The sequence below is a fragment of the Brevundimonas diminuta 3F5N genome (assembly GCF_900163625.1).
In the GTDB taxonomy this organism is placed as follows: domain Bacteria; phylum Pseudomonadota; class Alphaproteobacteria; order Caulobacterales; family Caulobacteraceae; genus Brevundimonas; species Brevundimonas diminuta_A.
The window spans coordinates 39,809-66,541 of record NZ_FUIE01000084.1; the positions used below are offsets into that span (position 1 = coordinate 39,809).

Consider the following 26,733-nt stretch of genomic DNA (forward strand, 5'->3'; position numbering starts at 1 on the left):
CACAAGGAAAGGGCGGCGTCTCGCAGGAGGCGCCGCCCTTTTCAGTTGGTCCGGGATCGCCCGCCTGGCGCCGCCTCGCGTTGGGGGGACGAGACGCCGACCGGAGGGTTCTCTTCTTGTGGCTCAGAAGGTCTTGCGCAGGCGGATCTGATAGAAGGTGCGCGGGTCGATGAAGCGGTTTTCGACGAAGGCGATCGGCCGGCTCTCACGGTCGCCGAAGATGGTGCGCTCGACGTTGAAGTCGTCCCAGAGGTTCACCTGCCCCCGGATCGCCAGGGTCGGCGTCGGCTTATATTCGGCCCACAGCTCGTAATAGTCGTGGCCGCGCCAGCCCGAGATCTGGTCCGGTTGATAGTCCTTCTGACCCAGAAGGGGGATCCAGGCGCCGCCCCACTGCAACTTCCAGCTGGTGATGTCCTGTTGGAAGGTGATGGTCGCCTGGCTGGCGCGGATGCCCGAGATGGGGCGGATCTCGCCGGTCGTGGGATCCGTGACCTCGGTGTGGTTCCAGGTGTTCTTGAAGCCGAACTTGCCGCCCGAGAGACCCAGCTTGTCGGTCGGGACGGTGACGTTCAGCACCAGCTGGTCCAGCGTGCCGTCGCCGATATTGCCCACGGCGGCCAGACCGCCGTCCAGCGGGATCAGGTCGATGGCGTCGGTGATCTCGTCGTGACGCAGGCCGACGCTGACGATGCCTTCGCCCCAGAACCGCTTCTCGAAAGTCAGTTCGCTGACCCAGCGCTGTTCAGGCTGCAGATTGACGTTGCCGCCGAAGACGTTCTCGTCCTCCAGCTCGGCCGAGGCGGCGAAGTCGCCGAAGTCCAGCTGGCCGACCGTCCGCTCGATGCGCAGGCGGACCTGGGTGTCGGCCATCGGCGTCCAGGTCGTCAGCAGGCGCGGCTTGGCGTAGAAGAAGCTCTTCTCCTGTTCGGCGTCGCCCGACTGGCTGATGGTCGAGGATTCCAGCCGCAGCCCCCCCTCGAGCGTCCACTTGGGGTTGATGCGCCAGGTGGCCTTGCCGAACAGTTCGCCGCGCGTTTCCTCGACCTTGACCGAGGCTGAGGGCAGGGGCTTGTCCACCCCGCCGATGGAATAGGCCTGCTCGACCTCCAGCATGTTGTAGGCGATCTCGCCCCCGCCTTCGAACTCCAGGGCGGCGGACCGCTCGAAGCGCAGCAGGCCGCGCAGGATGGTCTCGGACGAATCGCCGGTCGCGGCGAAGCGCTGGATCGGCTCCTCGGTTCCACGTTCGCGCGTCAGGGAGGTGGCGACGTTGTCGAACTCTTCGAACTCATGGATGAAGCGCGTCTCCAGCTTCAGCCGCTTGGACAAGGGGCGGGTGTAGACGACGCCGACTTCGCCGCTCGTGGTGTCCTCATCGGACAGGCTTTCGCGCAGCACGTCCGGCGCCGTCTGGCGGTTGATGTTGTGCCAGTCGTTGATGCCGTAGCGCGCCGTCAGGTCGATCTTGCCGCCCATCAGCGGGCCGGCGTAGGTGCCCCGGATCGAGTTCCCGCCGCCGTAACCGTCGTTGTAGTAATCCTCGGCGCGCAACAGCTCCCCATTCGGCCCGACGCGACGCAGGGGGCCCGCGCCGTTGGAGTCGCTGTTGGAGATGCCGTCGCTCAGCGTCACGCCCCAGGTGCGGTCGCCCTTGCGCTCGGTGAACTGATAGGTGCCGCCGAAAAGGTCCTGGCCGCCTTCGAACAGGAAGGCGTTGCCGGTCAGGATGTGCTCGCGGCTGACGGTGTTCTTCAGGATGACGTTGGCGACGACCGAATAGCCCTGCATCTCGATGCCCGGCGCGCCGCCGCGGATCAGCTCGATACGCTCGACCTGGCTGGCGATGGTGCGGCCCAGGACGTTGGAGCCGGTGTCGTTCTTCGACGCCGGGCGCGAGCCGTTGATCAGGACGTTGCCGACCGCGCCTTCGAAGCCGCGCGCCCCGTCGCCGTCGTTGACCGAGAAGCCCGGCACCCGGTTGACCATGTCCAGCGCGGTGTTGGGACGGGCGTCCGCGAAGAAGTCGGGGGTGAAGACCAGCACGGCCTGATCGCCAGGAACAGCCGCCTGACGGGCGGGCGCGGCGGACGCATCGGCGGCGAGCGCCGCAGCCGGAGCGGCCGCGGTCAGCAGCAGGGCGGTGGTCGCCAGCAGGGCGCTCTTGGTGTTCATCTCGTCCTCTCCCTCGGTGTCGGCAGAGGTTTGGCGGCGTAGAGGCTTGATCTCCAGTTACAAGCCCGACAGGTGGATTAAATCGCTGACAGCATTACGGAATAGTCACGTGCGGCGGATTTCTCAGGCTTTAGGGTGAGGACATGAAAGCTCCTCTTCTGTCCGTGGCTCTGGCCGCTCTTCTTATTGCTTCGGCGGTTCCCTCCTCGACCTTCGCCGCTCGGGGGCAGAGCGAGGCGGCGACCCGCGTGGACGAGGTGGTCGTCACGGCGCGGCGGGCGGGCGCGCCCATGTGGACGGTGCGGCGTGACGGCGAAGGGGTGATGATCCTGGTCGGCGCCATCGAGGAGGCGCCGCGCGATTTCGAATGGCGCGCCCAGGCGCTGGAAGACGCCGCCGCCCGCGCCGATCGCATCCTGTTTCCGCAGCGCGGCCGCGCCTCGCCCGCCGACGTCCTGCGCCTGATGTGGCGCATCCGCACCATCGGCTGGCTGCCCGAGGGCACGACGACCGCCGACTATCTCGCTCCCGAGGATCAGGCGCGGCTGGAGGCCGTGATGGCGGACGAAAAGACCGATCAGTGGCGGCGGTACAGTCTGTTGATGCTGGCCATCGACCTGTTCAAGGACAAGGCGGGCGAGAAGGACGCCCGGCCGGTCGGCGCCGACGAGGCCGTGCGCCGCGCCGCCCGCAAGGCGCGCGTGCCGATTCGCTCGATCGGCGTGGTGCGCGGCGCCGATCTGGTCGAGAGCCTGATCTCCGCTCCGCCCGAGACGCACCGGGAATGCCTGCGCGCGGCTCTGTCGGCGGCCGAACTGGGACCGGACGCCGTGCGTCTGCGGGCCGAGGCCTGGCGCGGGCTGCGGGTGGCCGAGGTGCTGGCCTCGCCCGTCGATCAGGCGGCGGACCGCTGCTGGCCGTGGGGCGATCCGCAGATCGGGCCGCAACTGCGCACGGAATGGACCGACGCCATCGCCGAAGCCCTGACCCAGCCGGGCCTGACCATGGCCGTCGCGCCCTTGCGTCGTCTGGCCGAGCCGGGCGGCGTGCTCGATACGCTGGAGGCCCAGGGCTTCGAGGTGGACGGTCCGGAATGGCGCGCCGCATCCCCCGTCACGCACGAAGCCGGTTGACGCCCGGCGTGCGAAGGCCGACGCCGGGGACATGAGCGACATCGAACCCAGACTCACTTCCTTGGCCCATGGCGGCGGCTGCGGCTGCAAGATCGCGCCTGACGTGCTGCAGTCCATCCTGGCTTCGACGCCGCGCACGGCGGTTTTCGCCGATCTGATGGTGGGGACCGAGACCTCGGACGACGCGGCGGTCTGGCGGTTGAACGAGCAGCAGGCCCTGGTGGCGACGACCGACTTCTTCATGCCGATGGTGGACGATCCGTTCGACTTCGGACGGATCGCGGCGGCCAACGCCCTGTCGGATGTCTACGCCATGGGGGCGACGCCGATCTTCGCCCTGGCCATCGTCGGCATGCCGGTCGGCAAGCTGTCGCCGCAGACCATCGGCCGGGTGCTGGAAGGCGGCGCGGCCGTCTGCGCCGAGGCGGGCGTTCCTGTGGCGGGCGGCCATTCGATCGACAGCCTGGAGCCGATCTACGGCCTGGTCGCCCTGGGTCTGACGCACCCCGACCGGGTGCTGACCAATCGCGGCGCGCGCGCGGGCGACGTGTTGATCCTGACCAAGGCGCTGGGCGTCGGCGTGCTGAGCGCGGCCTATAAGCAGGGGCGGTTGGAGGCGGGCGGCTATGAGGCGCTGATCGGCTCGACCACCAAGTTGAATACGCCGGGGCCGAAACTGGCGGCGATGGAGGGCGTCCATGCGGTCACCGACGTGACCGGCTTCGGCCTGCTGGGTCATGCGCTGGAGATGGCGCGCGGCGCGGGTCTGGCGGTCGAGATCGACGTTGACGCGCCGGTGTTCCTGGACGGATCGCCCGCCTTGGCCCAGGCCGGGGTGCGGACCGGCGCCTCGGTGCGCAACTGGGCGGCCTATGGGGAGGCGGTGACGCTGGATGCGGAGCTGCCGGAATGGCGGCGCGACCTGCTGACCGATCCCCAGACCTCGGGCGGCCTGCTGATCGCCGTCGCGCCCGAGGCGGCGGATGGCGTGATGGCGCTGGTTCAGGACATGGGCTTCGCCTCGGCGCGCCGCGTCGGCCGGGTGCGCGAGGGCGAACCGGCGGTGATCGTGACGGCGGCCGGCTGATGGCGCGGCTGGCGGCGGACGTTTCGCTGGCGGCGCTGGCGCGCTACGACGCCGTCATCGACGTGCGCAGTCCGGGCGAGTTCGCCGAGGATCATCTGCCCGGTGCGATCAACCTGCCGGTGCTGGACGACGCCCAGCGCGCGGAGGTGGGAACCCTCTACGTCCAGACCTCGAAATTCCTGGCCCGGCGCCTGGGCGCGGCCCTGGTGGCGCGCAACATCGCCGCGCATCTGGAAGGGGCGCTGGGCGCCCGCGACGGAAGCTTCCAGCCGCTGGTCTATTGCTGGCGCGGGGGGCAGCGGTCGACGGCCATGACTACGGTGATGGAGCAGGTCGGCTGGCCCGTCACACGGCTGGAGGGCGGCTATCAGACCTGGCGCCGGACGGTGGCCGCCGCCCTGCATGACCTGAAGGCGGCCCCGGCGTTGAAGCTGGTCCTGCTGGACGGCCTGACCGGCAGCGGCAAGACCGAGGTGCTGGCCCGCCTGGCCGATCACGGCGCCCAGAGCCTGGATCTGGAGGGGCTGGCGGCGCATCGCGGCTCCCTGTTCGGGCGCACCGAGGAGGAGCAGCCGTCGCAGAAGCTGTTCGAGAGCCGTCTCTACGCCGCCCTGTCCGCCCTCGACCTGACCCGCCCCGTGGTGGTCGAGGCCGAGGCCAGCCGCATCGGCCGTCTGACCGTGCCGCCGTCGCTGTGGGCGGCGATGAAGGCGGCGCCCGCCTTACGCCTGTCGGCCCCGTTCGAGGCGCGGGTCGAGCGGGTGCTGCGTGATTATCAGGCGGCGACCGATGACGCGGCCGTGCGCGATGCGCTTCTGGCGCGGATGCCCAGCCACCACAGCCGCGAGCAGGTTGCGCAATGGCGTGCGCTGTCGCAGGCGGGCGACCTGCGCGCTCTGGCGACGACCCTGATGCGCGACCACTACGATCCGGCCTATCGCCGGGCCTCGGCCGGATCGCGCGACCTGGGCGAGATCATGTTGGACGGCGGCGCCGACGCCGATCTGGATCGCGCCGCTGAGGCTGTGGCGACGCGGGCGGCCGCGCTTTAAACCGCCGTGCCGCCCACCGTCAGGCCGCCGATCTTGAGGCTGGGCTGGCCGATGCCGACGGGGACGCCTTGCCCCGCCTTGCCGCAGGTGCCGACGCCGGGATCGAAGGCGAAGTCGTCGCCGATCATCTGGATCTGTGTCAGGGCGGTGGCTCCGTCGCCGATCAGGGTGGCGCCGCGCACAGGCGCAGTGATCTTGCCGTCCTCAATCAGATAGGCCTCGGTGCACTGGAAGACGAACTTGCCGTTGGTGATGTCCACCTGACCGCCGCCGAAGTTGGCGGCGTAGAGGCCGCGCTTGGTCGAGGCGATCATGTCGGCTTGGCTGTCCTTGCCGCCTTCCATGAAGGTGTTGGTCATGCGCGGCATGGGCGTGTGGGCGAAGGACTGGCGGCGGCCGTTGCCGGTGGCGTTCGCGCCCAACTGACGCGCCGACAGCCGGTCGTGCATCAGGCCGACCATGATGCCGTCTTCGATCAGCACAGTGCGCGAGGTCGGGGTGCCTTCATCGTCGAACGACAGTGAGCCGCGACGCCCGGCGATGGAGCCGTCGTCCACGACCGTCACGCCCGGCGCGGCCACCCGCTTGCCCATCATGCCGGTGAAGACCGACGAGCCCTTGCGGTGGAAGTCGCCCTCGAAGCCGTGGCCGACCGCTTCGTGCAGCAGGACGCCAGGCCAGCCCGCGCCGAGCACCACATCCATCTCGCCCGCCGGGCAGTCGACGGCCTCCAGATTGACCAGGGCCTGACGCAGGGCCTCGTCCACCTGGGCCTGCCAGCGTTCGGGCGCGACCCATTCTTCAAAGCCCGCGCGGCCGCCCGCGCCGGACGAGGCGCTCTCGCGCTTGCCGTCCTTCTCGACGGTGACGGAGACGTTCAGCCGGACCAGCGGACGCAGGTCGCTCAGCAGCCGCCCGTCGCCGCGCAGGATGTCGATGGCGCGCCGTTCGCCGACCAGAGAGGCCGAGACCTGCACCACGCGCGGATCGCGGGCGCGGGCCCAGGCGTCGATCTCGGCCAGCAGGGCGATCTTGTCCGAGAAGGCCGGGGCCAGCAGCGGATCGACCGGATCATAGAGGCGCTGGTTGGTGGCGCGCGGCGCCTCGGCGGCCGTTCCGTCATAGCCGCGCTTGGCGAGCGCAGCGCTGTCGGCGGCGCGGCGAATGGCGGCGGCGGAGATCTCATTGGCGTGGGCGTAGCCCGCGGTCTCGCCCGCCACCACGCGCAGGCCGAAGCCCTCCACCGCATCATAGGAGGCGCCCTTCAGCCGCCCGTCGTCGAAGACCAGGGATTCGCTCTCGGTCTTTTCGAGGAACAGCTCCCCGTCGTCGGCGCCCGCCAGGGCGGTCTGCAGGATCGACAGGGCCTCGTCGGGGGCTACGCCCGCGGCGTCGAGGATGGGGGAGGGGGAGGCGACAGTGCTCATGGACGCTAGATAGGGGCTGCGCGGCCCGGCGTCACGGTCTGCAAAAGCAATCGGCCCCTCCCGCGGTGCGAAAGGGGGCCGATGTCGTTTGGCGCGTTCAGACGCGGCTCAGTCCTGCGATACCTCGCCGGAGCCGCTGACCGACTGGCGCAGTTCGGCGGGGCGGCGGGTCAGGCGGACGTCGCCGCTGCCCGAGACGTCGACCTCGGCCTTGCCGCTGGGGCCGACGCGGACCTCGCCCGAGCCGCTGACTCGGACCTTGGCGTCGTCGACGATCAGTTCGTCCATGCGGGCGTCGCCGGCGCCGGAGACGTCGACCGTCACGGTTTCGGCGCGACCCTGGACCCGCACGTCGGACGAGCCGGTCAGCGTCAGGTCCAGCGACGGCTGGTCATAGCCGCGGATCTTCAGCTCGGTCGGGCCCGATAGGTCGAAAGCCTTCACCGAGGGCGCCTTGATGATGATCTTCAGGGCGTCGGTCTCGCTCCAGCCGCGGATGCCGGTGCGGGTCCAGCGGACATAGCTGCGGTCGCCGCGCGGGGCCTCGTCCAGCGTCAGGCGGCCGTTGGAGAAGCGGACGCGCTCGACCACGCTCTGGGCGCCCGAGACGGTGATGCCCGGCGTATCGGCCTGCTGGTCGTAAACGACGTCAGCGGGGATGTTGATGGCCAGGCGGTCGCCGCCCGTCCATTCGATCGTGCGGGTCGTGTCGGGCGAGACCTGGCCGCGCTCGACGGTGAAGCCGCTGTCGCCGGCCTCGTCGTCGGTGATGACCCAGGTCCAGTCGTGGCGGGCCAGATCGCGGCCCCCGATGGCGAAGGCGCCGCAGATGCCGACGATGGCTAGGACCAGGCCCGCGCCGGAGATGATGAGCAGATTGCGGATCATGACTGTGTTCTCCTCTCTCTGGCTTTAGGCCTGGGGTTCCAGGGCGGGTTTGACGACGCGGTAGTGCAGACGGGCGTACCAGACGGTGGCGTCGATCAGCCACTTGGTCAGCAGGGCCATGGTTCCGACCATGAAGATGCCCAGACCCATCAGGCCGACGCCCAACAGCGCGGCGGCCAGCGCTCCGCCCGGCAGGCCCATGAAGGCGCCCGCCACCATGACGAAGCCGCCGGCGATGAAGACGCCGACGCCGCCCAGCAGCAGGGACAGCACCGTGCCGAAGACGGGCAGGGCGATGGGCAGCAGGATCAGGATGTCGATCGCGCCCAGGCCCAGGATGCCGAATACGGCCCCGGCGGCGGACGACGCCGACGGCTCCTGACGCCAGCGCTGGGCGCCGGCCTCGGCCTTCAGTTCGCGGGACAGGCGATCGGGGTCGCCCAGGGCCTCGGCCACCTCGGCCTCGCTGCGGCCGGCGGCGGCGCCGTCGGCGAAGTGGGCTTCATAGTCGGCCACGATCTCATTGGCGGTGGCGGCGGGCAGGCCCACCAGGCCGCGTCGCAGTCGCGCCAGGAATTCCGCGCGGTTCATTGCTTCTCTCCCCTGTCCTCAGCTTGGGCAGTCGATTCGGTTTGGGCGCTCTGATCGAGCAGGGCGGGCGTTTCGGCCGGGGCCTCGGCGACAATGACGCTGTCGTCGTCATCGCCCGCGATCAGGGCCTCGACGGCGCGGGCGAAGGCCCGCCACTCGCCGGTCTGGCCGTCCAGGGCGCGGCGGCCCGCGGCGGTCAGGCGATAGTATTTGCGCGACGGGCCGCTGGATGATTCGACCAGATAGGTCTCGACCAGGCCGTCGGTCTGCATCCGCCGCATCAGCGGATAGATGGTGCCTTCCCCCATGCCGATGGCGTCGGACAGGCGGCTGGCGATCTCATAGGCGTAGCTGTCGCGTCGGGCGAGCAGCGCCAGGACGCAGAGCCCCAGCACGCCTTTCTTCAGTTGGATGTCGATGGTGTCGGGCATTGCGTCCCTCTTGGGCGTCCCTCTCTAGGGTGCTTAAGGGGTATCGCAAGGTATCTTGCCGTGCAAGGTAGCTATCGAAACATGACAGCGATTTAATCGACCGCATTTTGTCGAGAGGGCGCCATAGGTGCGCTTGATCGCTTGGCAAGGGCGGTTCGAGCCGATAAGGACCGGCCATGACACGCCGAGGTCCGTCTGGGCCCGGCGACGCTTGCGAATTGCTCGCAAACGTCTGCTGCAGAACGGTTTATGAGGACTTCTCGAATGGGGATGGGCATGCGAGCCATGGCGCGGTTGGGGGGCGGTATCGCCGCGACCGCCCTTGCCGCCATTTTCGCCGCGCCGGCTATGGCGCAGGATGTTTTGGGCCAGCCGAAGCCGGCGGGCATCGGTTTCCAGACGGCGGCCGCGCCGCTGGCGCACGAGGCTCACTTCTTCCACAACGTCGTGCTGATGCCGGTCATCACCGTGATCTGCGTGCTGGTGCTGGCGCTGCTGGTGTGGATCGCGATCCGCTACAACAAGCGCGCCAACCCGACCCCGGCCAAATGGAGCCACAACACGGTCATCGAGGTCATCTGGACCGTGGTGCCGGTGCTGATCCTGGTCGGCATCTCGCTGTTTTCGTTCCGCCTGCTGTTCGCCTATCACGACTATCCGGACTCGGACGTGACGGTGAAGATCACCGGCAACCAGTGGAACTGGGGCTATGAATATCCGGACCAGGGCGTGGCCGAGTACATCTCGAACATGCTGCCGGAAGACAAGGCGCCCAAGCATCTGTACCGCCTGGCCGCCGATGAGCCGATGGTGGTTCCGGTCGGTCAGAACGTCCGCCTGCTGATCACCGCCTCGGACGTGATCCACGCCGTCGCCGTGCCGGCCTTCGCCATCAAGGTGGACGCTGTTCCGGGCCGCATGAACGAGACCTGGTTCCGCGCCGAAAAGGAAGGCGACTACTACGGCCAGTGCTCCGAGCTGTGCGGCGTCGACCACGCCTTCATGCCGATCCACGTCAAGGTGGTGAGCCAGGAAGCCTTCGCCGCCTGGGTCGCCTCCAAGGGCGGCTCCATGACCAAGGCCGCCGATGACGCAACGGCCGCCGCTGCCGCGGCTGCGCCCGCCGCCGCCGAAGCGCCTGCCGCTCCGGCTGCTGACGCCGCCGCCGCCCCGACCGACGCCGCGCCTGCGGCCCCCGCAACCGCCGCCGCGCCCGCCGCGCCGGCCGCTCAGTAAGAGAGACGCGAGAGCCCAGACCCATGGCCACCGCTGCTGTTCACGATTCACACGACCATAAGCCGGGCTTCTTCACCCGCTGGTTCCTGTCGACCAACCACAAGGACATCGGGATTCTGTACCTGGTGTTCGCCATCTTCACCGGCCTTGTCGGCGGCGCCCTGTCGGGCCTGATCCGCTGGGAACTGGCCGAGCCGGGCATCCAGCTATTCAAAGAAGGCACGATCATCCAGCAATTGGGGATCGTCGAGGCTTCCAAGCACGGCTACAACGTCACGGTCACGGCCCACGCCCTGATCATGGTGTTCTTCGTCGTCATGCCGGCGACAATGGGCGGTTTCGGCAACTACTTCATCCCGATCATGATCGGGGCGCCGGACATGGCCTTCCCGCGCCTGAACAACATCTCGTTCTGGCTGATCTTCTTCGCCTTCGTGCTGCTGGTGCTGTCGATGTTCGTCGACGGCGGGCCGGGCCGCGGCTTCGGCGGGGGGTGGACGTCCTATCCGCCGCTGTCGACCATGGGTCACACGGGGCCGTCGTTCGACCTGGCGATCTTCTCGCTGCACGTCGCAGGCGCTTCGTCGATCCTGGGCGCGATCAACTTCATCACCACCATCTTCAACATGCGCGCGCCGGGCATGACCCTGCACCGCATGCCGCTGTTCGCCTGGGGCGTGCTGATCACGGCCTTCCTGCTGCTGCTGTCGCTGCCGGTTCTGGCGGGCGCCATCACCATGCTGCTGACCGACCGTAACTTCGGCACGTCGTTCTTCGATCCGGCCGGCGGCGGCGACCCGGTGATGTACCAGCACCTGTTCTGGTTCTTCGGCCATCCCGAAGTGTACATCATGATCCTGCCGGGCTTCGGCATGATCTCGCACATCGTCTCGACCTTCTCGAAGAAGCCGATCTTCGGCTACCTCGCGATGGCCTACGCCATGGTCGCCATCGGCTTCATCGGCTTCATCGTGTGGGCGCACCACATGTACACGGTCGGTATGAGCGTGAACCTGCGCGCCTACTTCGTGGCCGCGACCATGATCATCGCCGTGCCCACGGGCGTGAAGATCTTCAGCTGGATCGCCACCATGTGGGGCGGCTCCATCACCTTCAAGGCGCCCATGCTGTGGGCGATGGGCTTCATCTTCCTGTTCACCGTCGGCGGCGTGACCGGCGTGGTCCTGTCGAACGCCGGCATCGACTACAGCCTGCACGACACCTACTACGTCGTGGCGCACTTCCACTACGTGCTGTCGCTGGGCGCCATCTTCTCGATCTTCGCGGCCTTCTACTACTGGTACGAGAAGATGTTCGGGGTGAAGTACAACGAGTTCCTGGCTCAGGCTCACTTCTGGATCATGTTCGTGGGCGTGAACCTGGTGTTCTTCCCGCAGCACTTCCTGGGCCTGCAGGGCATGCCGCGTCGCTACGTCGACTATCCGGAAGCCTTCACCTACTGGAACCACGTCTCGTCGGTGGGCTATCTGATCACCATCATCGGCGTGGGCGTGTTCTTGGTGCTGCTGCTGGAATCCGCCATCCGTCGCCGCAAGGCCGAGGCCAACCCGTGGGGCGAAGGCGCCACCACGCTGGAGTGGACCCTGTCCTCGCCGCCTCCCCACCACCAGTTCAACGAACTGCCGGTGGTCAAGGCGGACAACCACTGATCCGTATCGGATAGACCCGGAGAGGCCGCCCTTCCGTAACTGGAAGGGCGGCCTTAACGCTTTTTATGACCATGACCGAACGCCCAGCCCAAGAAACGCCCCTCGTCACCACGGCCCAGCCGGAAGACTTCTTCCAGCTGCTGAAGCCGCGCGTCATGTCGCTTGTGGTGTTCACGGCGGTGACGGGACTGGTCGTGGCGCCGGGCCAGCTGAGCTGGGTCAACGCGATCATCGCCATTCTGTGCATCGCCGTCGGCGCAGGGGCGGCGGGCGCGCTGAACATGGCGGTCGAGGGCGAGACCGACGCCTTGATGCGCCGCACGCGCGGCCGCCCCGTCGCGGCCGGACGCGTGCGAAAGAACGACGCCATCGCCTTCGGCATGGTGCTGTCGGTCTTCTCGGTCATGCTGCTGGGCATGACGACCAACTGGCTGGCGGGCGGCCTGCTGGCCCTGACTATCGTCTATTACGCCTGGCTCTACACCCTGGTGCTGAAGCGCCGGACGCCTCAGAACATCGTCATCGGCGGCGCCGCTGGCGCGCTGCCGCCCGTGATCGGCTGGGCGGCGGTCACGGGCGATGCGCCGTGGCAGGCCTGGCTGCTGTTCCTGATCATCTTCATGTGGACGCCGCCGCACACCTGGGCCCTGACCCTCTATTCGGCCGGCGACTACGCCAAGGCCGGCATTCCGATGATGCCGGTGGCGCGTGGGGCCAAGTCGACCCGCCTGCAGATACTGCTCTACAGCCTGGCCTTCGTGCCGGTGGCGATCGCGCCGGCCTTCACCGGCCTGGGCGGCCCCATCTATCTGATGGTGTCGGTCGCGGGCGGGCTGGGCTTCCTGGCCCTGGCCTTCCGCCTGTGGCGTTCGCGCGCGGGCGATCAGCCCGACAAGGCCGAGGCCGTGGGGCGAGAGGCCGCATTGTATGACGTCCGGGCTGAGGCCAAACCGGCCCGCAACCTGTTCGCCTTTTCGATCTTGTACCTGATGGCGTTGTTCTCGGCCCTGCTGGTCGAGCATCTGTCGGGCGTCGGAGTCTGAATCCCATGTCCAATCCCGAGTTCCTGAAGCTGAACGATGAACAGGTTCGTGCGCGCAAGCGTCGCAACGTGGCCATCGCCCTGGGCCTGCTGGCCTTCATCGCCCTAGTCTACACCGTGACGGTGTCGCGCATGCACGCCAACAACAAGGCGCGACATGAAGCCGAGGCGGCGGCCCTGGCCACGCTGGAGAGGGCCGATCCGGCCCTGCCGGCGCCGGTCCAGCCGGACGCGCCCGTTCCCGCGCCCGCAACCCAGGAGCCTTGAGGGCTGTGAAGAACAAGAATTCGGTCGCGCTGCTGTGCGCGGCCCTGGTCATCCTGATGACGGGCGCGGCCTTCGCCGCCGTGCCGCTGTATCGGCTGTTCTGCCAGGTCACGGGCTTTGACGGCACGACCATGAAGGCCGAGGCGGCGCCGACCACGATCCTGGACCAGGAAGTCCTGATCCGCTTCGACACCAACGTCCGCGACCTGCCCATGACCTTCAAGGCCGAGCAGTTCAGCCAGAAGGTCCGCATCGGCGAGACGGGCATGGCCTATTTCGAGGTGACCAACACCTCGAACCAGACGATCCACGCGACGGCGGCCTACAACGTCGTGCCCGAACGGGCCGGACCGTACTTCCAGAAGCTGCAGTGCTTCTGCTTCGAGGGGCAGGAGATCGCGCCGGGCGCGACCGTGTCCTTCCCGATGCAGTATTTCGTCGCGCCCGAGATGGCGACCGACGCCGAGGTGAAGGGGGTGCGCGAAATCACCCTCAGCTACACCTTCTTTCCAACCAAAGGCTTTCAGCAGGCCGTTGCGAACGACTCTGCTGTTGGCAAAGCCGGAGAGCGGGGGCTATAGCCCTCTTCAAACGACTCTCGCCTTAATTCAGAGACCTTGGGAATGGCTGACGCTCACGCGAAACCGCAACACGACTACCATCTGGTCGATCCGAGCCCCTGGCCGCTGATCGCCTCCTTCTCCGCGTGCATCATGTTCGTCGGCGCTGTGATGTGGATGAAGGGCCTGTTCGGCATGCCCGAAGGCACCAAGTGGCTGTTCTTCGCCGGCCTCGCGGGCGTGCTGTTCACCATGTACGGCTGGTGGGCTGACGTCATCAAGGAATCCAAGAAGGGCGACCACACCCCGGTTGTGGGCATCGGCCTGCGCTACGGCATGGTGCTGTTCATCGCGTCGGAGGTGATGTTCTTCGTCTCCTTCTTCTGGATGTTCTTCGACATGGCGATCTTCAACGAAGCGCGCGCGATCATCCCGGAAGTCGGCAACTGGGCCGACACCGCCGCCGCCTGGCAGACCTGGCCGCCCAAGGGCGTCGAGCTGCTGGACCCGTGGAGCCTGCCGCTCATGAACACGGTCATCCTGCTGCTGTCGGGCACGACCCTGACCTGGGCGCACCACGCCCTGATCGGCGGCGACCGCAAGGGCGCCAAGCTGGGTCTGCTGATCACCGTCCTGCTGGGCGTGCTGTTCACCGGCGTTCAGGCTTATGAATATTACCACATCCTGCACGGCCACCTGTTCTTCAGCGAAGAAGCGGCCCAGTCGAAGCTGTACGGCTCCATCTTCTTCATGACGACGGGCTTCCACGGCTTCCACGTCCTGGTCGGCACCATCTTCCTGGCTGTCTGCCTGCTACGCCTCTACGCCGGTCAGATGACCCCGCAGAAGCACTTCGGCCTCGAAGCCGCCGCCTGGTACTGGCACTTCGTCGACGTGGTGTGGCTGTTCCTCTTCGTCTTCATGTACGTCGTCTTCGGTTGATCGAACGCGACGGACAAGTTGAGCTTTCGTCGGCGCGGGGCCCCAAGCCCCGCGCCGATTTGCTTGTCTGGCCCGCCGTACGCGCGGGGCTCATGGGGCGCTGCCCGGCCTGCGGGCGCGGGGCGCTGTTCGAGGGCTTTCTGAAGCGTCGCACCGCTTGCGAAGCCTGCGGCTTCGACCTGGGCGCGGTCGAGACGGGCGACGGCGCGGCCACCTTCATCATGCAGATCGCCGGCTTCCTGGTCGGCTTCTCGGCCCTGGCCGTCGAGATCGCCTGGAGCCCGCCGATCTGGCTGCACCTGATCATCTGGCTGCCGCTGGTCGCGGTTCTGGCCGTGGCCTTGATGCGGCCGGGAAAGGGGCTGATGACAGCCCTGCAGATGCTGCGCCAGAACAGCGCCGATTCACACGGAGAGACCCGATGACCGTCGCCGCCCGGCCTCGCTTTCCCATCATCCTGACGGCCGTCGCCGCCCTGCTGCTCGGCGCCCTGCTGACGCTGGGCGTGTGGCAGGTGCAGCGGCTGCAATGGAAGCTGGACCTGATCGACAGGTCCGAGGCCGCCGCGGCCCAGGCGCCGGTTCCCCTGGCCGAGGCTCTGGCGCTGGATGATCCCGAGTTCCGTCAGGTGGTTGTGACCTGCCGCGGCCTGAACACGGCCCTCTTCGTCGAGCTTCAGACCATCGAGGACGGCGACGCCGGAGTGCGCCTGATCTCGGCCTGCCCGGTCGAGGGGCAGGGGACGGTGCTGGTCGATCGCGGCTTCCTGCCCGCCGAGACCCTTGAGCGTCCCGCGGTGCAGGCCGAGGCGGCCATGCCGGTCGTCGTCGCGGGCGTGGTGCGCCAGGCGCCCGGCCCCAACGCCATGACGCCGCCACCGTCAGGAAAGGTCTTCTATGGCCGCGACCGGACGGCGATGGCTCAGGCTCTGGGCGTGACGGGGGAGGTGTCGCCCTACACCGTCTATGCGACCACCTCGGCCAATCCCGAACTGACGGCTTTGCGGCCGGTGTCGCCGCCTGCCGCTTTCAGCAACAACCATCTGGGCTACGCCCTGACCTGGTTCGGCCTGGCGATCGCCCTGGTCGTCTTCTACGCGGCCCTGCTGCTGCGTCGCTATCGCCCCACGCCTTCCAAGGATCGCTGACCTGACTGCTCGCCTTCACACCCTGTCCAACGGCGTACGCGTCGTGTGCGACCCCATGCCCGGCCTGCGCACCATCGCCGTGACCGTGGCCGTCAACGGCGGCGCCCGCATGGAGGACGAAGCGCGTTCCGGCTGGTCGCACCTGCTGGAGCATCTGGTCTTCAAGGGCGCGGGCGACATGGGCGCGCGCGAGATCGTCGAGCGCATCGAGGCCGAGGGCGGCTCGATCAACGCCGCCACCGGCTATGAACGCACCAGCTTCGACGTGCGCGCGCTGAAGGGCAGCCTGCCGCTGGCCATGCAGGTGCTGTCCGACCTGGTGTTCCGCCCGACCCTGTCGCCCGAGGAGATCGAGCGCGAGAAGGACGTCGTGGCCCAGGAGATCGCCGAGGCCTTCGACACCCCCGACGACCATGTGTTCGAGATGGCCCAGACCCAGGCCTTCGCCGGCCAGGCTCTGGGACGTCCGATCCTGGGTTCGATCGCCAGCCTGGCGCCCGCTGATCGGGCGGCCGTGGCCGACTGGCGCGCTCGCCTCTATTCACCCGACCACATGGTGGTTTCGGTGTCCGGCGCGGTCGATGAGGCCGAACTGCTGACCTTGGCAGAGGCCTGGTTCGGCCAAGCGGTCGCCGCGCCCCATGAACCGACGGCGCCGGCCGTCTTCACGGGCGGCGAAGCGCGGCTGGCGCGCAAGATTGAACAGGCCAATCTGGTTTTCCAACTGCCCAGCCTGGGCGTGGGCGATCCGCGCCAGCCCGCCCTGCGCCTGTTCACCGAAATCCTGGGCGGAGGCATGGCCTCGCGCCTGTTCCAGAGCGCGCGCGAGGATCGCGGCCTGGCCTACGCCATCGACGCCTATCACGAGACCTATGACGATCTGGGCGTGCTGGGCGTCTACGCCGGAGCGGCGGCTGAGCGCTCGCTGGAGCTGGCCGAACTGTGCGCCGCCGAAATCCTCGACCTGGCCGACAAGGGGCCGACGGAAGCGGAGCTGGCGCGGGCCAAGGCCGTGCTGAACGCCAGCCTGTGGATGGCCGACGAAAGCCCGGCCAGCCGCTCGGGTCGCCTGGCGGGGCAGACCTTGGCGTTCGGCGCGCCGGTTTCGTCCGAGGACAGCGCCGCCCGCATCGAGGCCCAGACAGCGCAGGATCTGCGCGCAGTGGGCCAGGCCATGACGGCGCAGGGGCTGTCGGCGACGGCGGTGCTGGGGCCCAAGGCGGCGGGCGGGGCGGGGCGGGCCTTCCGCCAGCGGATGACGGCGGGCTGATCGCGGCCTGCTGACGCCGAGATCGCTTCGCGCTATCGTTTGATCCATGGCCCTGTTCGACTGGATGGCCGAGGCGACCGGACCGGTCCTGAACGGGCAGGGGGTCTTGCTGCGCCCTCCGCGCCCCGCCGACTATGTGGCGTGGGCCTCCCTGCGTGAGGAATCGCGCGACTATCTGCAACCGTGGGAACCGGCTTGGGCCGAGGACGACCTGACCCGCGCCGCCTACCGCCGCCGCCTGGGCGTCTATGCGCGGGAAATGGAGCAGGGCACGGCCTGGCCCCTGTTCGTGTTCGATCCGATCGATGAGGCGTTGCTGGGCGCCATCACCCTGTCCAACATCCGGCGCGGCGTGGCCGAGACCGGCACCCTGGGTTACTGGATCGGCCGTCCTTATGCGGGGCAGGGCGTCGGCACAGCGGCGGCGCGGGCCATGCTGGGCCATGCCTTCGACGCCCTGGGGCTGCATCGGGTCGAGGCCGCCTGCGTGCCGACCAACCACGCCTCGCGGCGCGTGTTGGAAAAGGCTGGTTTTCGCCAGGAAGGCGTCGCCCGTGCTTATTTGAAAATTAACGGCCGGTGGGCAGACCATCTGTTGTTCGGCGTCCTCGATCAGGAGTTCGCCGCCAGCGTCGGCCATTCAGTCAGAGTATCGGACCCGTCTTGAGCACACGATCCAGAGCCTTGACGTGGGATCCGACCACGGCGATCGAAGCCCTCGCTGCGGCCGACGCCGCCCTATGGATCTGGACGCCCGCCGAAGATCAGATCCGCTTCACCGGCGCCACTCGGCCATTGGGCCTGGGGCCGCTGGCGCCGCAGTGCTCGGGCGCCGCCTTCACCGCCCTGGCCATGCCGCAGGATCGCGCCCTGGCCGACCGCCTGTTGAAACCCCAGGCTGAAGGGACGGAGATCGCCGTGCGCCTGCGGATGCGCGGCTGCGAGACCTGCCTGTGGCGCGGCGTCTGGCTGGAGGACGGCCTGCGCGCGGCGGGCATCGTCGCGCTTGAAACCAAGTTCGCAGGCGCGGATCGCGACACGCTGACGGGCCTGCTGGACCGACGCACCTTCCTGGTCCGCGTGGCCGAGACGCTGGGGACGGCGGGCGATTACGAGATGGTGGTGGCCGATCTGGACCGTCTGCGCCGCCTGAACGAGGCCCTGGGCCACGAGCGCGCCGATCTGGTGCTGTCGGCCTTGGGCTCGCGCCTTTCGGCGGCTTTTTCCGAGGATTGCGTTCCGGCCCGTATCGGCGAGGACGAGTTCGCCATCCTGGTGCGGCGCGGCGGCAGCGGCGCCAGCGGCAGCGAACGCCTGCGCGAGGCGCTGGAGCAGCCTCTGCGGCTGGCGGGCTTCGATATCTATCCGACCCTGTCCATCGGCGCCGTGACGGCCGAGGGCGGGCCGGACGCGCCGGACGCCGCCGAGCTGCTGCGGCGGGTCGAGCTGGCGGTGGAACAGGCCAAGCAGGCCGGGCGCGGCGGGGCGGCGGCCTATGGCCGGGCGCTGGAGACCGACAGCCTGTCGCGGCTGGCGCTGGAGGCGGACCTTCGCAACGCTTTCGTGCGCGGCGAGATCGAGCCCTTCTTCCAGCCGATCGTCAATCTGAACAGCGGCGCCGTGGCGGGCTTCGAGGCTCTGGCGCGTTGGCGCCACCCCCGGCGCGGCCTGGTGCCGCCGGACGAGTTCCTGACGCTGGCCGACGAAATGGGCCTGATGAACGAACTGGGCCTGCTGATGATGACCGAGGCCTCGCGTCAGCTGGCCGAGTGGCTGCATCGCCACCCCAGCGCCGGCCGGCTGTTCTGCAGCGTCAACCTGTCGGTGGGCGAGATCGAGCGCGCCCATCTGGTTGAGGACGTGGCCCGCATCATCAAGGAGGCGGGTCTGCCGCGCGGCGCCCTGAAGCTGGAAGTCACCGAGGGCGACATCATGCGCGACACTACGCGCGCCGCCGAGGTGCTGAAGGCCCTGCGCGAGGCGGGCGCCAGCCTGGCGCTGGACGACTTCGGCACGGGTTTCTCGTCCCTGTCCTATCTGGCCAAGCTGCCGTTCGATACGCTGAAGATCGACCGCTACTTCGTGCTGACGATGGACAAGGACGAAGGCTCGGCCAAGATCGTCAAATCCGTCGTCAACCTGGGCCGTGACCTGGCGCTGGAGGTGGTGGCCGAAGGGGTGGAGAACGCCTCACTGGCCCAACTGCTGCTGGACGACGGCTGCCATTATGGTCAGGGCTTCGGCTACGCGCCCGCCCTGCCGGCTCAGGAGGCCGAGGTCTATCTGAACGAATCCCTCGCCGACGGCGCGGCGCCGATCAAGGCGCGCTCCATCTGACGCCCAACAACGCGCGGATGACAAGATGCGAGCGCGGCGTGCCTCTTCGTATAAGATAGATTTGTTTTCGGGTGTAAAGACGACGGCTGGATAGGCTTTATCTAAGTTATTTGTAACTTGAACCCGTTGCTGTCGAATTGATTGATCGTCTCTTGTTTTTACATTCAGAGGCGCACGGTCGATGCGTTTACACGGTGAGGCTCAAACGAACGAGCGCCTCGATGCCAGCTTTGCAAAGCTGAAGGGCGCCTCGCAGGCGCCGCTCGCCGTCGGCGTGCAGGATGGGGCCAGGATCTGTTTCGCCGCTTTTCCTGACCATGAGATCGACCGACGTTTCGAGATCGGCTCCGTCACCAAGGCCTTCACCGGCTCCTTGTTGGGCGTCATGGTCGAGGCGGGCGACGTCGATCCCGAGGCGCCGGTGGATCATCTGTTCGGCAAGGCTCTGCCTTGGCCGGTCAGGCCGCCGACCCTGGTGGAACTGGCCAGTCATCGCAGCGGGCTGCCGAACACGCCCAAGCCCCTGTTCTGGCGTGAGAGCCTGGCCGCCCTGTCCCTGTCGGTCAAAGATCCGTGGCGCGGCGTGGATGCGGTGAAGTATCGCGCCATGCTCATGGCGGCGGTGAAGCAGGCTCGGGTTGGCGAAGCGCCCCGATATTCGAGCATGGGCGTCAGCCTGCTGGGCGACGCCCTGGCGCAAGCCGCCGGGATGGACTTCGCTGATCTGCTGGATCAACGCCTGCTCAGGCCGCTGGGGATCCGGCGCACGGATTTCCTGCGGTCGGAGGAGGAGCCTGATCTGGTGGCGGTCAGCGTCAATGACTGGGACCGACCCGTGCCCTATCTGCGCGATCAGATGGCGCCTGCGGGGATGCTGGCTTCCACGGTCGAGGATCAACTGCGCTTTCTGCGCACGGCGTGGGGCGAGGGGCCGGACGAGATCGTGAAGGGCGTCCTCCGGGCTCAGACGCCTGTGGCCCAGATGGGCGGCGTCGCCATCGGCTATTGCTGGCTCCTGGCCCCGCACAAGGACGGAGAGATCGCCTTCCACAACGGCGGGACATGGGGATCACAGGCCGAGGTCGCCGTGGTGAAGGACCGACGGATCGCCGTCGCCGCCCTGTCCGCCAAACGCCGCCATACCGATGAGTTCGTCAGCGAGATGCTCGGAACCTGAAGACGTTTCGGCCGCCTTCAGGCCCGGCCGCTCTGGCTGGACAGGCGGGCGGCGTCGACGCCCAGGGCGGCCAGGGCGCGGCTCCATTTGGTGTCGTAGTCGTCGTCGAAGATCAGGGCCGGATCGGCGTCCGTCGTCAGCCAGACGTTTTCGTTCAGCTCTTCCTCCAACTGCCCCTCGCCCCACCCGGCGTAGCCCAGCAGCAGGATGGCGCGGCTGGGGCCGTCCTTGGCGTCGGCCATGGCGGCCAGGGCGTCGCGAGTGCCGGTCAGGGCCAGACCGTCGCCGAAGGTCAGGCTGGCGTCCTCGCTGGTCCAGTCGGCCGTGTGCAGGACGAAGCCGCGTTCACGCTCGACCGGGCCGCCGATCAGCACCGAACGGTCGCGCGCAGCGTCATCGGTGGGAGTGTCCAGCTTTTCGAGGACTTCGGCCAGGGAGACGCCCGGCGCGGGTTGGTCCAGGCGCAGGCCCAGGGCGTGTTCGTCGTCGTGGGCGCAGATCAGGATGACGGCGTGGCGGAAGCGATCGTCGTCGATACCCGGCATCGCCACCAGAAGACGCCCGGTCAGGGAGGAGAAGGCGGTCATGCCTCTATCATCGGGGCGGACGATGGCGGGCGCAAGCCATTCTCAGGTCCGGGCGCGCTTGGCGATCTCCTTGCGGGTCTCTATCTGACTCCCATCGTCCTGGATCGTCCGGGCCGAACTCCCGGAGACCCCGACATGACCATCCAGATCGGCGACCGCATTCCCGACGCCACCCTGACGACCATGACGCCCGACGGCCCCAAGCCGGTCACGACGGCCGAGCTGTTCGGCGGCAAGACGGTCGCCCTGTTCGCCGTGCCGGGCGCCTTCACCCCGACCTGCTCGGCGCGCCACCTGCCGGGCTATGTCGATCACCGCGCTGATCTGGCGGGCAAGGGCGTGGACACGGTCGCCTGCGTCTCGGTCAACGACGCTTTCGTCATGGGCGCCTGGGCCAAGGCCAATGATCTGAACGGCGCCGATGACGTGGTCATGCTGGCCGACGGCAACGGCGACTTCACCCGCGCCGTGGGCCTGGCGCTGGACGCCAAAGGCTTCGGCATGGGCGAGCGCTCGCAGCGCTATTCCATGCTGGTCAAAGACGGCGTGATCGACCAGCTCAACATCGAGCAGGGCGGCGAGTTCAAGGTTTCCTCGGCCGAGCACCTGCTGGCCCAGCTGTGACGACCGGCGTCGTCCAGACGGCGAGTTGAGCCATGGGCGACGTCTTCACCCCGCAGCAGCGCAGCGCCGTCATGCGGCGGGTGAAGGGGCGCGACACCGCGCCTGAGATGAAGGTCCGGCGCCTGCTACGGGGCGCCGGGATCGGCTATCGGCTGGGCGGCTGCGGCCTGCCCGGTCGACCCGATGTGGTGATGAAGGGGCGGCGCATCGTCCTGTTCGTCCACGGCTGTTTCTGGCACGGCCATGACTGCCCGCGCGGGGCGCGTCAGCCCCGCTCCAACGCGGACTACTGGATCGCCAAGATCGACCGAAACCGAGCGCGCGACGGTCGCGTCGTCGCCGAGCTGGAGGCGGAGGGCTGGCGCGTGCTGACCCTGTGGGAGTGCGAACAGAAGGCGCCCGACTGGGGCGATCGTCTGCTGATCCAGGTCAAAGACGGGCGCTGAACCGGGTCAGGCGACGGCCTGGGCGTCGATTTCAACCTCGTCGGCTGCGTCCAGGACCTCGCTCAGGGCGGCCAACAGCACCGCCGGCGTCAGCGGCTTGGCGACGAAGTGGTTCATGCCTGCGTCCAGGCAGGCGGCGATATCCTCGGGCGCCGTATCGGCGGTTACGGCGATGACCGGCGCCGCGACGTTGGGGCCGTGGCCCGCGCGCAGGCGGCGGGTGGTTTCGCGGCCATCCAATTCGGGCATCCGCACATCCATGAAGATGACGTCGAAGACGCCGCCGTCGCAGGCTTTCAGCGCGGCCAGGCCGTCTTCAGCCATGGTCAGTTCGCAATCGAGAGCTTGCAGGATCACCTGGATCGCCCGGCGGTTGATGGCGTGATCGTCGACCACCAGCACCCGCAGGGGGCGTTCCGCTTCATCCTCTTCGGCGGCGAGGAAAGGCGGCGTCGGGGCCGGCGCCGCGTCGACTTCGGGGGGCAGTGCGGTTTCAGCCTTGACCGGCGTCGGCAGGGGCGCCCGTTCGGACAGGCTGCGGACAAGGGAGGCGGGGACCAGGGCGGAGGCCGGCGCCGCAGCCTCTTTCACGCCTTCGGGCAGGGTCAGGGCGACGGTGAAGGTCGAGCCTTGCCCTGCTTCGCTGCGGACCGTCAGGCGGCCGCCCATCAGTTCGACCAGATCGCGGCTGATCGCCAGGCCCAGACCCGAGCCGCCGTAGCGGGCGGCGACGCCGTCGGCGGTCTGATCGAACGGAGTGAAGAGACGGTCCATCTGGCCCGCTGTCATGCCCGGCCCGGTGTCCGCGACGTCGATCAACAGGACGTGCAGCCCGGCCTCGTCGCGCCAGGAGCACAGTCGGATGGTGATGACGCCCGTGTCGGTGAATTTAACGGCGTTGGAGATCAGATTGTTCAACACCTGGCGCAGGCGCATGGCGTCGCCCTGAACCGTGCCCGGCATATAGCGCGAGCCGTCCAGACGCAGGCGCAGTCCCTTGGCCCGGACCGGCCCTTGCCATAGCCGGAAGGTGTGGTTGAGCAGGTCGCGCAGATCGAAATCGCGCGCCTCGACCTTGAGACGGCCGGCGTCGAGGCGGGCGTGGTCCAGCAGGTCGTCCAGCAACTCCTTCATCATCAGCCCGGCGTCCTCGATCATGGCCGTCTGCTGACGGGCCGCGGACGAGGGGGCGGCGACGCGCGTCAGTTCATGGGCGCCGGTCAGTATGGCGCCGATCGGCGTGCGCAGATCGTGGGCGACGGCGGCCAGAAGGGCGCTGCGGCCCGCCATGACGCTCTCGGCCTGACGGCGCTTGCCATCGGCTTCCTTCAAGGCGCGAGCCTCGGCCACGCTGGAGGCGTGAAGGCGGCTGCGGGTGGTCAGGCAGAAGAAGATGAAGGCCAGGACGCCGATGGCGACCGGCAGGATGAAGCGGCCCTCGACCGCCCAGCGGGCCATGAAAAGCGGCGTCAACGCCAGCACCGCCAACTGAGGCGTGACCGTCCAGAGGAAGACACGCATATTGCCGGCCGAGGCGATGACCGAATTGATCGCGCCCGCCGCCAGCAGGGTGGTGGCGACCACGCCGCCGGGCAGGCCGCCCATGATCCACAGCGGCACGGCGATGCTGGCGTAGGCGCCGGCGTTGGCCATGAGCGCCAGATCGCCCAAGGCGCCGCGCCAGCCCTTGGGTGCGAAAACCTGACCGCGCGTCACGGGGGCGAAGGCGGCAGCCTCGGCCGCCTGCAGCAGCAGATAGACCGCCAGCCAGCCCAGGCAGATGGGCAGGCCCACGATAGGGCTGAACAACAGGGCGCAGGCCAAGCCTACGACAAGTCGTTGGGGCAGCATCTTGTGCCGCTGTCGGATGGCGTAAGCCCACCCGTTCTGGGATGCGTCGGTCTGCGTCATGCGGCGTTCCGAACGGGCGATGGCGCCCCTCGGTTGCATCATGGCTGCGGAGACCTAATGCTCCGTCAACGGCCGGAGACGGCGGCCTCGGCCACGCTGACGAAGCCGTCGGCGCGCAGACGCGCCGCCAGATCGCGCTTGATCCGGCCGATCATGCCGGGGCCCTCATAGATCAGGGCCGAATAGATCTGGACCGCCGAGGCGCCCGCGCGAATGCGGGCATAGGCGTCCGCGCCGTCGGCGATTCCTCCGACCGCGATCAGCGGCAGGCGCCCGCTCGCCGCCTCGGCCGCCGCTTCCAGCGCCTTCTGGGCGAAGGGTTTCAGCGGGGCGCCCGACAGGCCGCCAGCCTCGCCCTTCCAGCCGGAGCGCAGCGAGGCGGGCCGTTCCAGCGTGGTGTTGGACACGATCAGGGCGTCGATGCGGTGGGCGATGGAGGCCTCGACGATCATGCCGATCTCTTCGCCGATCAGGTCGGGCGCGATCTTCAGGAAGACCGGCGCGCCGTCGCCGGGGCGGGCCTCGTTGATGCGGCCCAGCAGATCGTCCAGCGCCTCGCGCCCCTGAAGCGCCCGCAGGCCCGGCGTGTTGGGCGAGGAGATGTTGACGGTGAAATAGTCGGCCAGTCCCGCCAGCTTCCTCAGCCCGATCACATAGTCGGCAGCCTTGTCCTCGGTTTCCTTGTTGGCGCCCAGATTGGCGCCGATGACGGTGCGGGTCGGGCGTCGGGCCAGACGGGCGCCGAAGGGTTTTAGTCCCTCGTTGTTGAAGCCCATGCGGTTGATGATGGCCCGATCTTCCGACAGGCGGAACAGGCGCGGCTTGGGATTGCCGGGTTGGGCGCGCGGCGTGACCGAGCCGCATTCCACCGCGCCGAAGCCGAGGCGCGACAGGCCTTCCAGCGCCTCGCCGTTCTTGTCGAGGCCGGCGGCCAGGCCGACGGGGTTGGACATCTCCAGCCCGGCGATCGTGGTCTTCAGGATCGGGTCGTCTGCGCCGGGGGCGGGCAGGGGCGCCATCTGCAGGGCGCGGATGGCCAGACGGTGCGCGGCTTCCGGGTCGAGTTGGCGCAGCAGGACGGCGCCGAGGTCGGTCAGGCTCATGCTCAGGCGGTCTCTTCGAGGATCATGCGGCCGTCGGCCGTCACCGACAGGCTGCGCGCTCCCTGCGTCGCCGCGACGGGCAGGGGGCCGTAGATGTGGGGGAACAGGGCGCCGCCGCGCGACGGCTCCCAGATCAGGGCGTCGCCCAATGCCGCCAGGTCGACCTCGACCAGCATCAGGTCGTTCTGACCGGCGTAGTGCTTGGCGGCGGTCGCCTCCAACTGTTCGGCGGCGGACAGGTGGATGTAGCCGTCGGCCAGGTCCGCAGGCGAGCCGTCATAGCGGCCCTCGGCCACGGCGGCGCGCCAGTCGGCGCGGCTCAGGATCTTGAAGGCGACGTCGGGCAGGTCGGTCACGCCACGGTCTCTGGCGTCAGCCAGCCTTCATAGGACGGGCGACCGGCGACATCGACGGTGAAGATCGCCGCCGCCCCGGTGGGAAAGCCGCCGCTCATCTTGTCCAGCACCGAGGGCGAGGCGGCGCTTTCGATCAGATACTCGACCGCCAGCTGATGCACGCCGGGGTTATGGGCGATCAGCAGCAGGCAGCCCGCCTGATCCTCGGCCGCCTCGACCGCGCGGCGCAGCACGTCGGCGGGGGCGTTGTAGAGGGCGTCGGAGATGTGCAGCTCGACGTCGCCGAAATGCTCGCTGACGCCATCCCAGGTGTCGCGCGTGCGCTGGGCGCCGGACACCAGCGCCATGTCCGGTTTCAGGCCCCGCGCCGCCAGGGCGCGGCCCATGGCGGCGGCGTCGCGGCGGCCGCGCTCGCTCAGGGCGCGGGCCACGTCGCCGCCCGGCGCCGAGGCTTCGGCCTTGGCGTGACGCATCAGGATCAGTCTCTGCATGGCGAGGGCTTTACGGCTGTTTGCGCGCGGCGCCCATAGGCGGCCGGTCGGAAAGGCGGTCGCGCGCGGCGGGCGAAGGGGTCAGGGCCGGACGCCCGGCCAGCACGGCCTGGGCCGCGCCGCCGGGCCGCACGCGGGCGTAGGCGCGGCGCGAGGCCTCCAGCATGATCAGGCCCGCCGCGCCGGGAAACAGCTTCGGCCCGATCTGCTCCAGACCGTCGGCCAGCGGCAGCATCGGCCGCCACGGCGGGACGTAGAGAGCCTGGGACCAGGCGGCTGGCTCCAGCCCTACTTCGCGCACCAGCCGCTCCAGCTGGCCGCGCGTGAAGGGGCGGCCGTGCCCGAAAGGCGTGGTCTCGGCCCGCGCCCACATCCCGCCGCGCGCCGCCGCCGCCAGGATAATCCGCCCGGCCGGAGACAGGACGCGCACCGCCTCGGCCAGCAGGGCCTGCGGATCGTCGGCCTCTTCCAGGGCGTGGACCAGCAGGATGCGGTCGAACGTCCCGGCTGCGAAGGGCAGGCGCCGGTCGTCGACCAGGACGGTGCGGTTGCGTCCCGCCGCCGCCCATTGCTCGGCGCCCTGTCCGCCCGGCATGGCGGCGATCGTCCGGCGCGCGCCGATGAAGCCGTCCAGCCAGGGCGTCGCATAGCCCAGTCCCAGCACGTCGTTGCCGTTGGCCGCGCCCCAGGCGTCTTCCAGCCGCCGCGCCAGCATGCGCCGCGCCAGCGCGCCGGTCGGCTCGCCATAGAAGGTGCGAAGATCGTCGATGCTGCGGCGCATGG

General features: G+C 68.7%; 27 protein-coding genes and 1 pseudogene. 17 read left to right on the top strand and 11 right to left on the bottom strand.

The features are described 5' to 3' along the window. Positions 1-123: 123 nt before the first annotated feature. Positions 124-2,175 (bottom strand): TonB-dependent receptor plug domain-containing protein, encoded by a 2,052-nt coding sequence (locus FM111_RS15000; RefSeq protein ID WP_087141723.1) that lies wholly within the window; start codon positions 2,173-2,175, stop codon positions 124-126. 143 nt (positions 2,176-2,318) lie between these two features. Here FM111_RS15000 and FM111_RS15005 point away from each other — a divergent pair, with 143 nt between their 5' ends. Genes FM111_RS15005 through mnmH form a run of 3 tightly spaced genes read left to right on the top strand, consistent with a single transcriptional unit; the run spans position 2,319 to position 5,447 of the window. After that, positions 2,319-3,308 carry a TraB/GumN family protein gene (locus FM111_RS15005; protein WP_087141724.1) on the top strand — a complete coding sequence of 330 codons (990 nt, stop codon included), beginning with the start codon at positions 2,319-2,321 and terminating at the stop codon, positions 3,306-3,308. Positions 3,309-3,339: 31 nt separating this feature from the next. Continuing rightward, a complete protein-coding gene (gene selD / locus FM111_RS15010; protein ID WP_087141725.1) occupies positions 3,340-4,395 on the top strand; it encodes a selenide, water dikinase SelD in 1,056 nt (351 codons plus the stop codon). Next, entirely contained in the window at positions 4,395-5,447 is a 1,053-nt protein-coding gene (mnmH, locus tag FM111_RS15015) for a tRNA 2-selenouridine(34) synthase MnmH (protein ID WP_256968356.1), read from the top strand. The genes selD and mnmH overlap by 1 nt, the downstream gene beginning before the upstream one ends. Here the strand turns inward: mnmH and tldD are convergent. The 4 genes and pseudogenes from tldD to FM111_RS15035 form a co-directional block, all read right to left on the bottom strand. Continuing rightward, positions 5,444-6,874, bottom strand: coding sequence for a metalloprotease TldD (gene tldD, locus FM111_RS15020; protein ID WP_087141726.1), 1,431 nt, complete (start codon positions 6,872-6,874; stop codon positions 5,444-5,446). The two genes, mnmH and tldD, sit on opposite strands and share 4 nt — an antisense overlap. A gap of 108 nt (positions 6,875-6,982) precedes the next feature. Next, complete coding sequence (locus FM111_RS15025) at positions 6,983-7,762, bottom strand: GIN domain-containing protein (protein WP_087141727.1); 780 nt, start codon at positions 7,760-7,762, stop codon at positions 6,983-6,985. Positions 7,763-7,786: 24 nt separating this feature from the next. After that, positions 7,787-8,353 (bottom strand): DUF1700 domain-containing protein, encoded by a 567-nt coding sequence (locus FM111_RS15030; protein WP_087141728.1) that lies wholly within the window; start codon positions 8,351-8,353, stop codon positions 7,787-7,789. Positions 8,354-8,472: 119 nt separating this feature from the next. Continuing rightward, positions 8,473-8,784 (bottom strand): annotated as a pseudogene (locus FM111_RS15035) (PadR family transcriptional regulator); the annotation flags it as partial. Positions 8,785-9,048: 264 nt separating this feature from the next. Here FM111_RS15035 and coxB point away from each other — a divergent pair. The 12 genes from coxB (at position 9,049) to FM111_RS15095 (ending at position 20,432) form a co-directional block, all read left to right on the top strand. Further along, positions 9,049-10,020 (top strand): cytochrome c oxidase subunit II, encoded by a 972-nt coding sequence (gene coxB / locus FM111_RS15040; RefSeq protein ID WP_087141730.1) that lies wholly within the window; start codon positions 9,049-9,051, stop codon positions 10,018-10,020. Positions 10,021-10,043: 23 nt separating this feature from the next. Continuing rightward, on the top strand, positions 10,044-11,690 hold the full coding sequence (gene ctaD, locus FM111_RS15045; protein WP_087141731.1) for a cytochrome c oxidase subunit I: 1,647 nt from the start codon (positions 10,044-10,046) through the stop codon (positions 11,688-11,690). Between the two features lie 65 nt (positions 11,691-11,755). After that, positions 11,756-12,733 (top strand): heme o synthase, encoded by a 978-nt coding sequence (gene cyoE, locus FM111_RS15050; RefSeq protein ID WP_087141732.1) that lies wholly within the window; start codon positions 11,756-11,758, stop codon positions 12,731-12,733. Between the two features lie 5 nt (positions 12,734-12,738). After that, on the top strand, positions 12,739-12,999 hold the full coding sequence (locus tag FM111_RS15055; RefSeq protein ID WP_087141733.1) for a hypothetical protein: 261 nt from the start codon (positions 12,739-12,741) through the stop codon (positions 12,997-12,999). A 5-nt stretch (positions 13,000-13,004) separates the two neighbouring features. Then, positions 13,005-13,580 (top strand): cytochrome c oxidase assembly protein, encoded by a 576-nt coding sequence (locus FM111_RS15060; protein ID WP_087141734.1) that lies wholly within the window; start codon positions 13,005-13,007, stop codon positions 13,578-13,580. Between the two features lie 42 nt (positions 13,581-13,622). Then, positions 13,623-14,501 (top strand): cytochrome c oxidase subunit 3, encoded by an 879-nt coding sequence (locus tag FM111_RS15065; protein WP_087141735.1) that lies wholly within the window; start codon positions 13,623-13,625, stop codon positions 14,499-14,501. A gap of 92 nt (positions 14,502-14,593) precedes the next feature. Next, positions 14,594-14,926 carry a DUF983 domain-containing protein gene (locus FM111_RS15070; RefSeq protein WP_087141736.1) on the top strand — a complete coding sequence of 111 codons (333 nt, stop codon included), beginning with the start codon at positions 14,594-14,596 and terminating at the stop codon, positions 14,924-14,926. Then, positions 14,923-15,648 (top strand): SURF1 family protein, encoded by a 726-nt coding sequence (locus tag FM111_RS15075; RefSeq protein WP_087141737.1) that lies wholly within the window; start codon positions 14,923-14,925, stop codon positions 15,646-15,648. The genes FM111_RS15070 and FM111_RS15075 overlap by 4 nt, the downstream gene beginning before the upstream one ends. Before the next feature lie 55 nt (positions 15,649-15,703). Continuing rightward, positions 15,704-16,918, top strand: coding sequence for a M16 family metallopeptidase (locus FM111_RS15080; protein WP_087141738.1), 1,215 nt, complete (start codon positions 15,704-15,706; stop codon positions 16,916-16,918). Between the two features lie 46 nt (positions 16,919-16,964). Further along, positions 16,965-17,585 carry a GNAT family N-acetyltransferase gene (locus FM111_RS15085; protein ID WP_087141739.1) on the top strand — a complete coding sequence of 207 codons (621 nt, stop codon included), beginning with the start codon at positions 16,965-16,967 and terminating at the stop codon, positions 17,583-17,585. Continuing rightward, entirely contained in the window at positions 17,582-19,255 is a 1,674-nt protein-coding gene (locus FM111_RS15090) for a putative bifunctional diguanylate cyclase/phosphodiesterase (RefSeq protein WP_087141740.1), read from the top strand. The genes FM111_RS15085 and FM111_RS15090 overlap by 4 nt, the downstream gene beginning before the upstream one ends. Before the next feature lie 181 nt (positions 19,256-19,436). Further along, the gene (locus tag FM111_RS15095) at positions 19,437-20,432 is read left to right on the top strand and encodes a serine hydrolase domain-containing protein (RefSeq protein WP_087141741.1); all 996 of its coding nucleotides are present in this window, start codon (positions 19,437-19,439) and stop codon (positions 20,430-20,432) included. 17 nt (positions 20,433-20,449) lie between these two features. Here FM111_RS15095 and FM111_RS15100 read toward each other — a convergent pair whose 3' ends face one another. Continuing rightward, positions 20,450-21,019 carry a YqgE/AlgH family protein gene (locus FM111_RS15100; RefSeq protein ID WP_087141742.1) on the bottom strand — a complete coding sequence of 190 codons (570 nt, stop codon included), beginning with the start codon at positions 21,017-21,019 and terminating at the stop codon, positions 20,450-20,452. 135 nt (positions 21,020-21,154) lie between these two features. Here FM111_RS15100 and FM111_RS15105 point away from each other — a divergent pair, with 135 nt between their 5' ends. Next, positions 21,155-21,643: a peroxiredoxin gene (locus tag FM111_RS15105; protein WP_087141743.1), complete on the top strand. Its 489-nt coding sequence runs from the start codon at positions 21,155-21,157 to the stop codon at positions 21,641-21,643. A 32-nt stretch (positions 21,644-21,675) separates the two neighbouring features. Next, on the top strand, positions 21,676-22,089 hold the full coding sequence (locus FM111_RS15110) for a very short patch repair endonuclease (RefSeq protein ID WP_087141744.1): 414 nt from the start codon (positions 21,676-21,678) through the stop codon (positions 22,087-22,089). Positions 22,090-22,095: 6 nt separating this feature from the next. On the opposite strand, the gene FM111_RS15115 is transcribed toward FM111_RS15110, so the two are convergent. The 5 genes from FM111_RS15115 to FM111_RS15135 form a co-directional block, all read right to left on the bottom strand. Continuing rightward, positions 22,096-24,000, bottom strand: coding sequence for an ATP-binding protein (locus tag FM111_RS15115; protein ID WP_256968357.1), 1,905 nt, complete (start codon positions 23,998-24,000; stop codon positions 22,096-22,098). A 65-nt stretch (positions 24,001-24,065) separates the two neighbouring features. Continuing rightward, positions 24,066-25,103 carry a quinone-dependent dihydroorotate dehydrogenase gene (locus FM111_RS15120; RefSeq protein WP_087141746.1) on the bottom strand — a complete coding sequence of 346 codons (1,038 nt, stop codon included), beginning with the start codon at positions 25,101-25,103 and terminating at the stop codon, positions 24,066-24,068. 2 nt (positions 25,104-25,105) lie between these two features. Next, positions 25,106-25,459: a DUF952 domain-containing protein gene (locus FM111_RS15125; protein ID WP_087141747.1), complete on the bottom strand. Its 354-nt coding sequence runs from the start codon at positions 25,457-25,459 to the stop codon at positions 25,106-25,108. Beyond that, a complete protein-coding gene (locus FM111_RS15130) occupies positions 25,456-25,950 on the bottom strand; it encodes a SixA phosphatase family protein (RefSeq protein ID WP_087141748.1) in 495 nt (164 codons plus the stop codon). The genes FM111_RS15125 and FM111_RS15130 overlap by 4 nt, the downstream gene beginning before the upstream one ends. 10 nt (positions 25,951-25,960) lie before the next feature. Next, positions 25,961-26,731, bottom strand: coding sequence for a class I SAM-dependent methyltransferase (locus FM111_RS15135; protein WP_087141749.1), 771 nt, complete (start codon positions 26,729-26,731; stop codon positions 25,961-25,963). Positions 26,732-26,733: the final 2 nt, after the last annotated feature.

Coding starts and splice junctions, on each gene's coding strand:
- FM111_RS15000 (WP_087141723.1), bottom strand. CDS start 2,175: ATGAACACCAAGAGCGCCCTGCTGGCGACCACCGCCCTGCTGCTGACC.
- FM111_RS15005 (WP_087141724.1), top strand. CDS start 2,319: ATGAAAGCTCCTCTTCTGTCCGTGGCTCTGGCCGCTCTTCTTATTGCT.
- selD (WP_087141725.1), top strand. CDS start 3,340: ATGAGCGACATCGAACCCAGACTCACTTCCTTGGCCCATGGCGGCGGC.
- mnmH (WP_256968356.1), top strand. CDS start 4,395: ATGGCGCGGCTGGCGGCGGACGTTTCGCTGGCGGCGCTGGCGCGCTAC.
- tldD (WP_087141726.1), bottom strand. CDS start 6,874: ATGAGCACTGTCGCCTCCCCCTCCCCCATCCTCGACGCCGCGGGCGTA.
- FM111_RS15025 (WP_087141727.1), bottom strand. CDS start 7,762: ATGATCCGCAATCTGCTCATCATCTCCGGCGCGGGCCTGGTCCTAGCC.
- FM111_RS15030 (WP_087141728.1), bottom strand. CDS start 8,353: ATGAACCGCGCGGAATTCCTGGCGCGACTGCGACGCGGCCTGGTGGGC.
- coxB (WP_087141730.1), top strand. CDS start 9,049: ATGGGGATGGGCATGCGAGCCATGGCGCGGTTGGGGGGCGGTATCGCC.
- ctaD (WP_087141731.1), top strand. CDS start 10,044: ATGGCCACCGCTGCTGTTCACGATTCACACGACCATAAGCCGGGCTTC.
- cyoE (WP_087141732.1), top strand. CDS start 11,756: ATGACCATGACCGAACGCCCAGCCCAAGAAACGCCCCTCGTCACCACG.
- FM111_RS15055 (WP_087141733.1), top strand. CDS start 12,739: ATGTCCAATCCCGAGTTCCTGAAGCTGAACGATGAACAGGTTCGTGCG.
- FM111_RS15065 (WP_087141735.1), top strand. CDS start 13,623: ATGGCTGACGCTCACGCGAAACCGCAACACGACTACCATCTGGTCGAT.
- FM111_RS15070 (WP_087141736.1), top strand. CDS start 14,594: ATGGGGCGCTGCCCGGCCTGCGGGCGCGGGGCGCTGTTCGAGGGCTTT.
- FM111_RS15075 (WP_087141737.1), top strand. CDS start 14,923: ATGACCGTCGCCGCCCGGCCTCGCTTTCCCATCATCCTGACGGCCGTC.
- FM111_RS15080 (WP_087141738.1), top strand. CDS start 15,704: ATGCCCGGCCTGCGCACCATCGCCGTGACCGTGGCCGTCAACGGCGGC.
- FM111_RS15085 (WP_087141739.1), top strand. CDS start 16,965: ATGGCCCTGTTCGACTGGATGGCCGAGGCGACCGGACCGGTCCTGAAC.
- FM111_RS15095 (WP_087141741.1), top strand. CDS start 19,437: ATGCGTTTACACGGTGAGGCTCAAACGAACGAGCGCCTCGATGCCAGC.
- FM111_RS15100 (WP_087141742.1), bottom strand. CDS start 21,019: ATGACCGCCTTCTCCTCCCTGACCGGGCGTCTTCTGGTGGCGATGCCG.
- FM111_RS15105 (WP_087141743.1), top strand. CDS start 21,155: ATGACCATCCAGATCGGCGACCGCATTCCCGACGCCACCCTGACGACC.
- FM111_RS15110 (WP_087141744.1), top strand. CDS start 21,676: ATGGGCGACGTCTTCACCCCGCAGCAGCGCAGCGCCGTCATGCGGCGG.
- FM111_RS15115 (WP_256968357.1), bottom strand. CDS start 24,000: ATGACGCAGACCGACGCATCCCAGAACGGGTGGGCTTACGCCATCCGA.
- FM111_RS15120 (WP_087141746.1), bottom strand. CDS start 25,103: ATGAGCCTGACCGACCTCGGCGCCGTCCTGCTGCGCCAACTCGACCCG.
- FM111_RS15130 (WP_087141748.1), bottom strand. CDS start 25,950: ATGCAGAGACTGATCCTGATGCGTCACGCCAAGGCCGAAGCCTCGGCG.
- FM111_RS15135 (WP_087141749.1), bottom strand. CDS start 26,731: ATGCGCCGCAGCATCGACGATCTTCGCACCTTCTATGGCGAGCCGACC.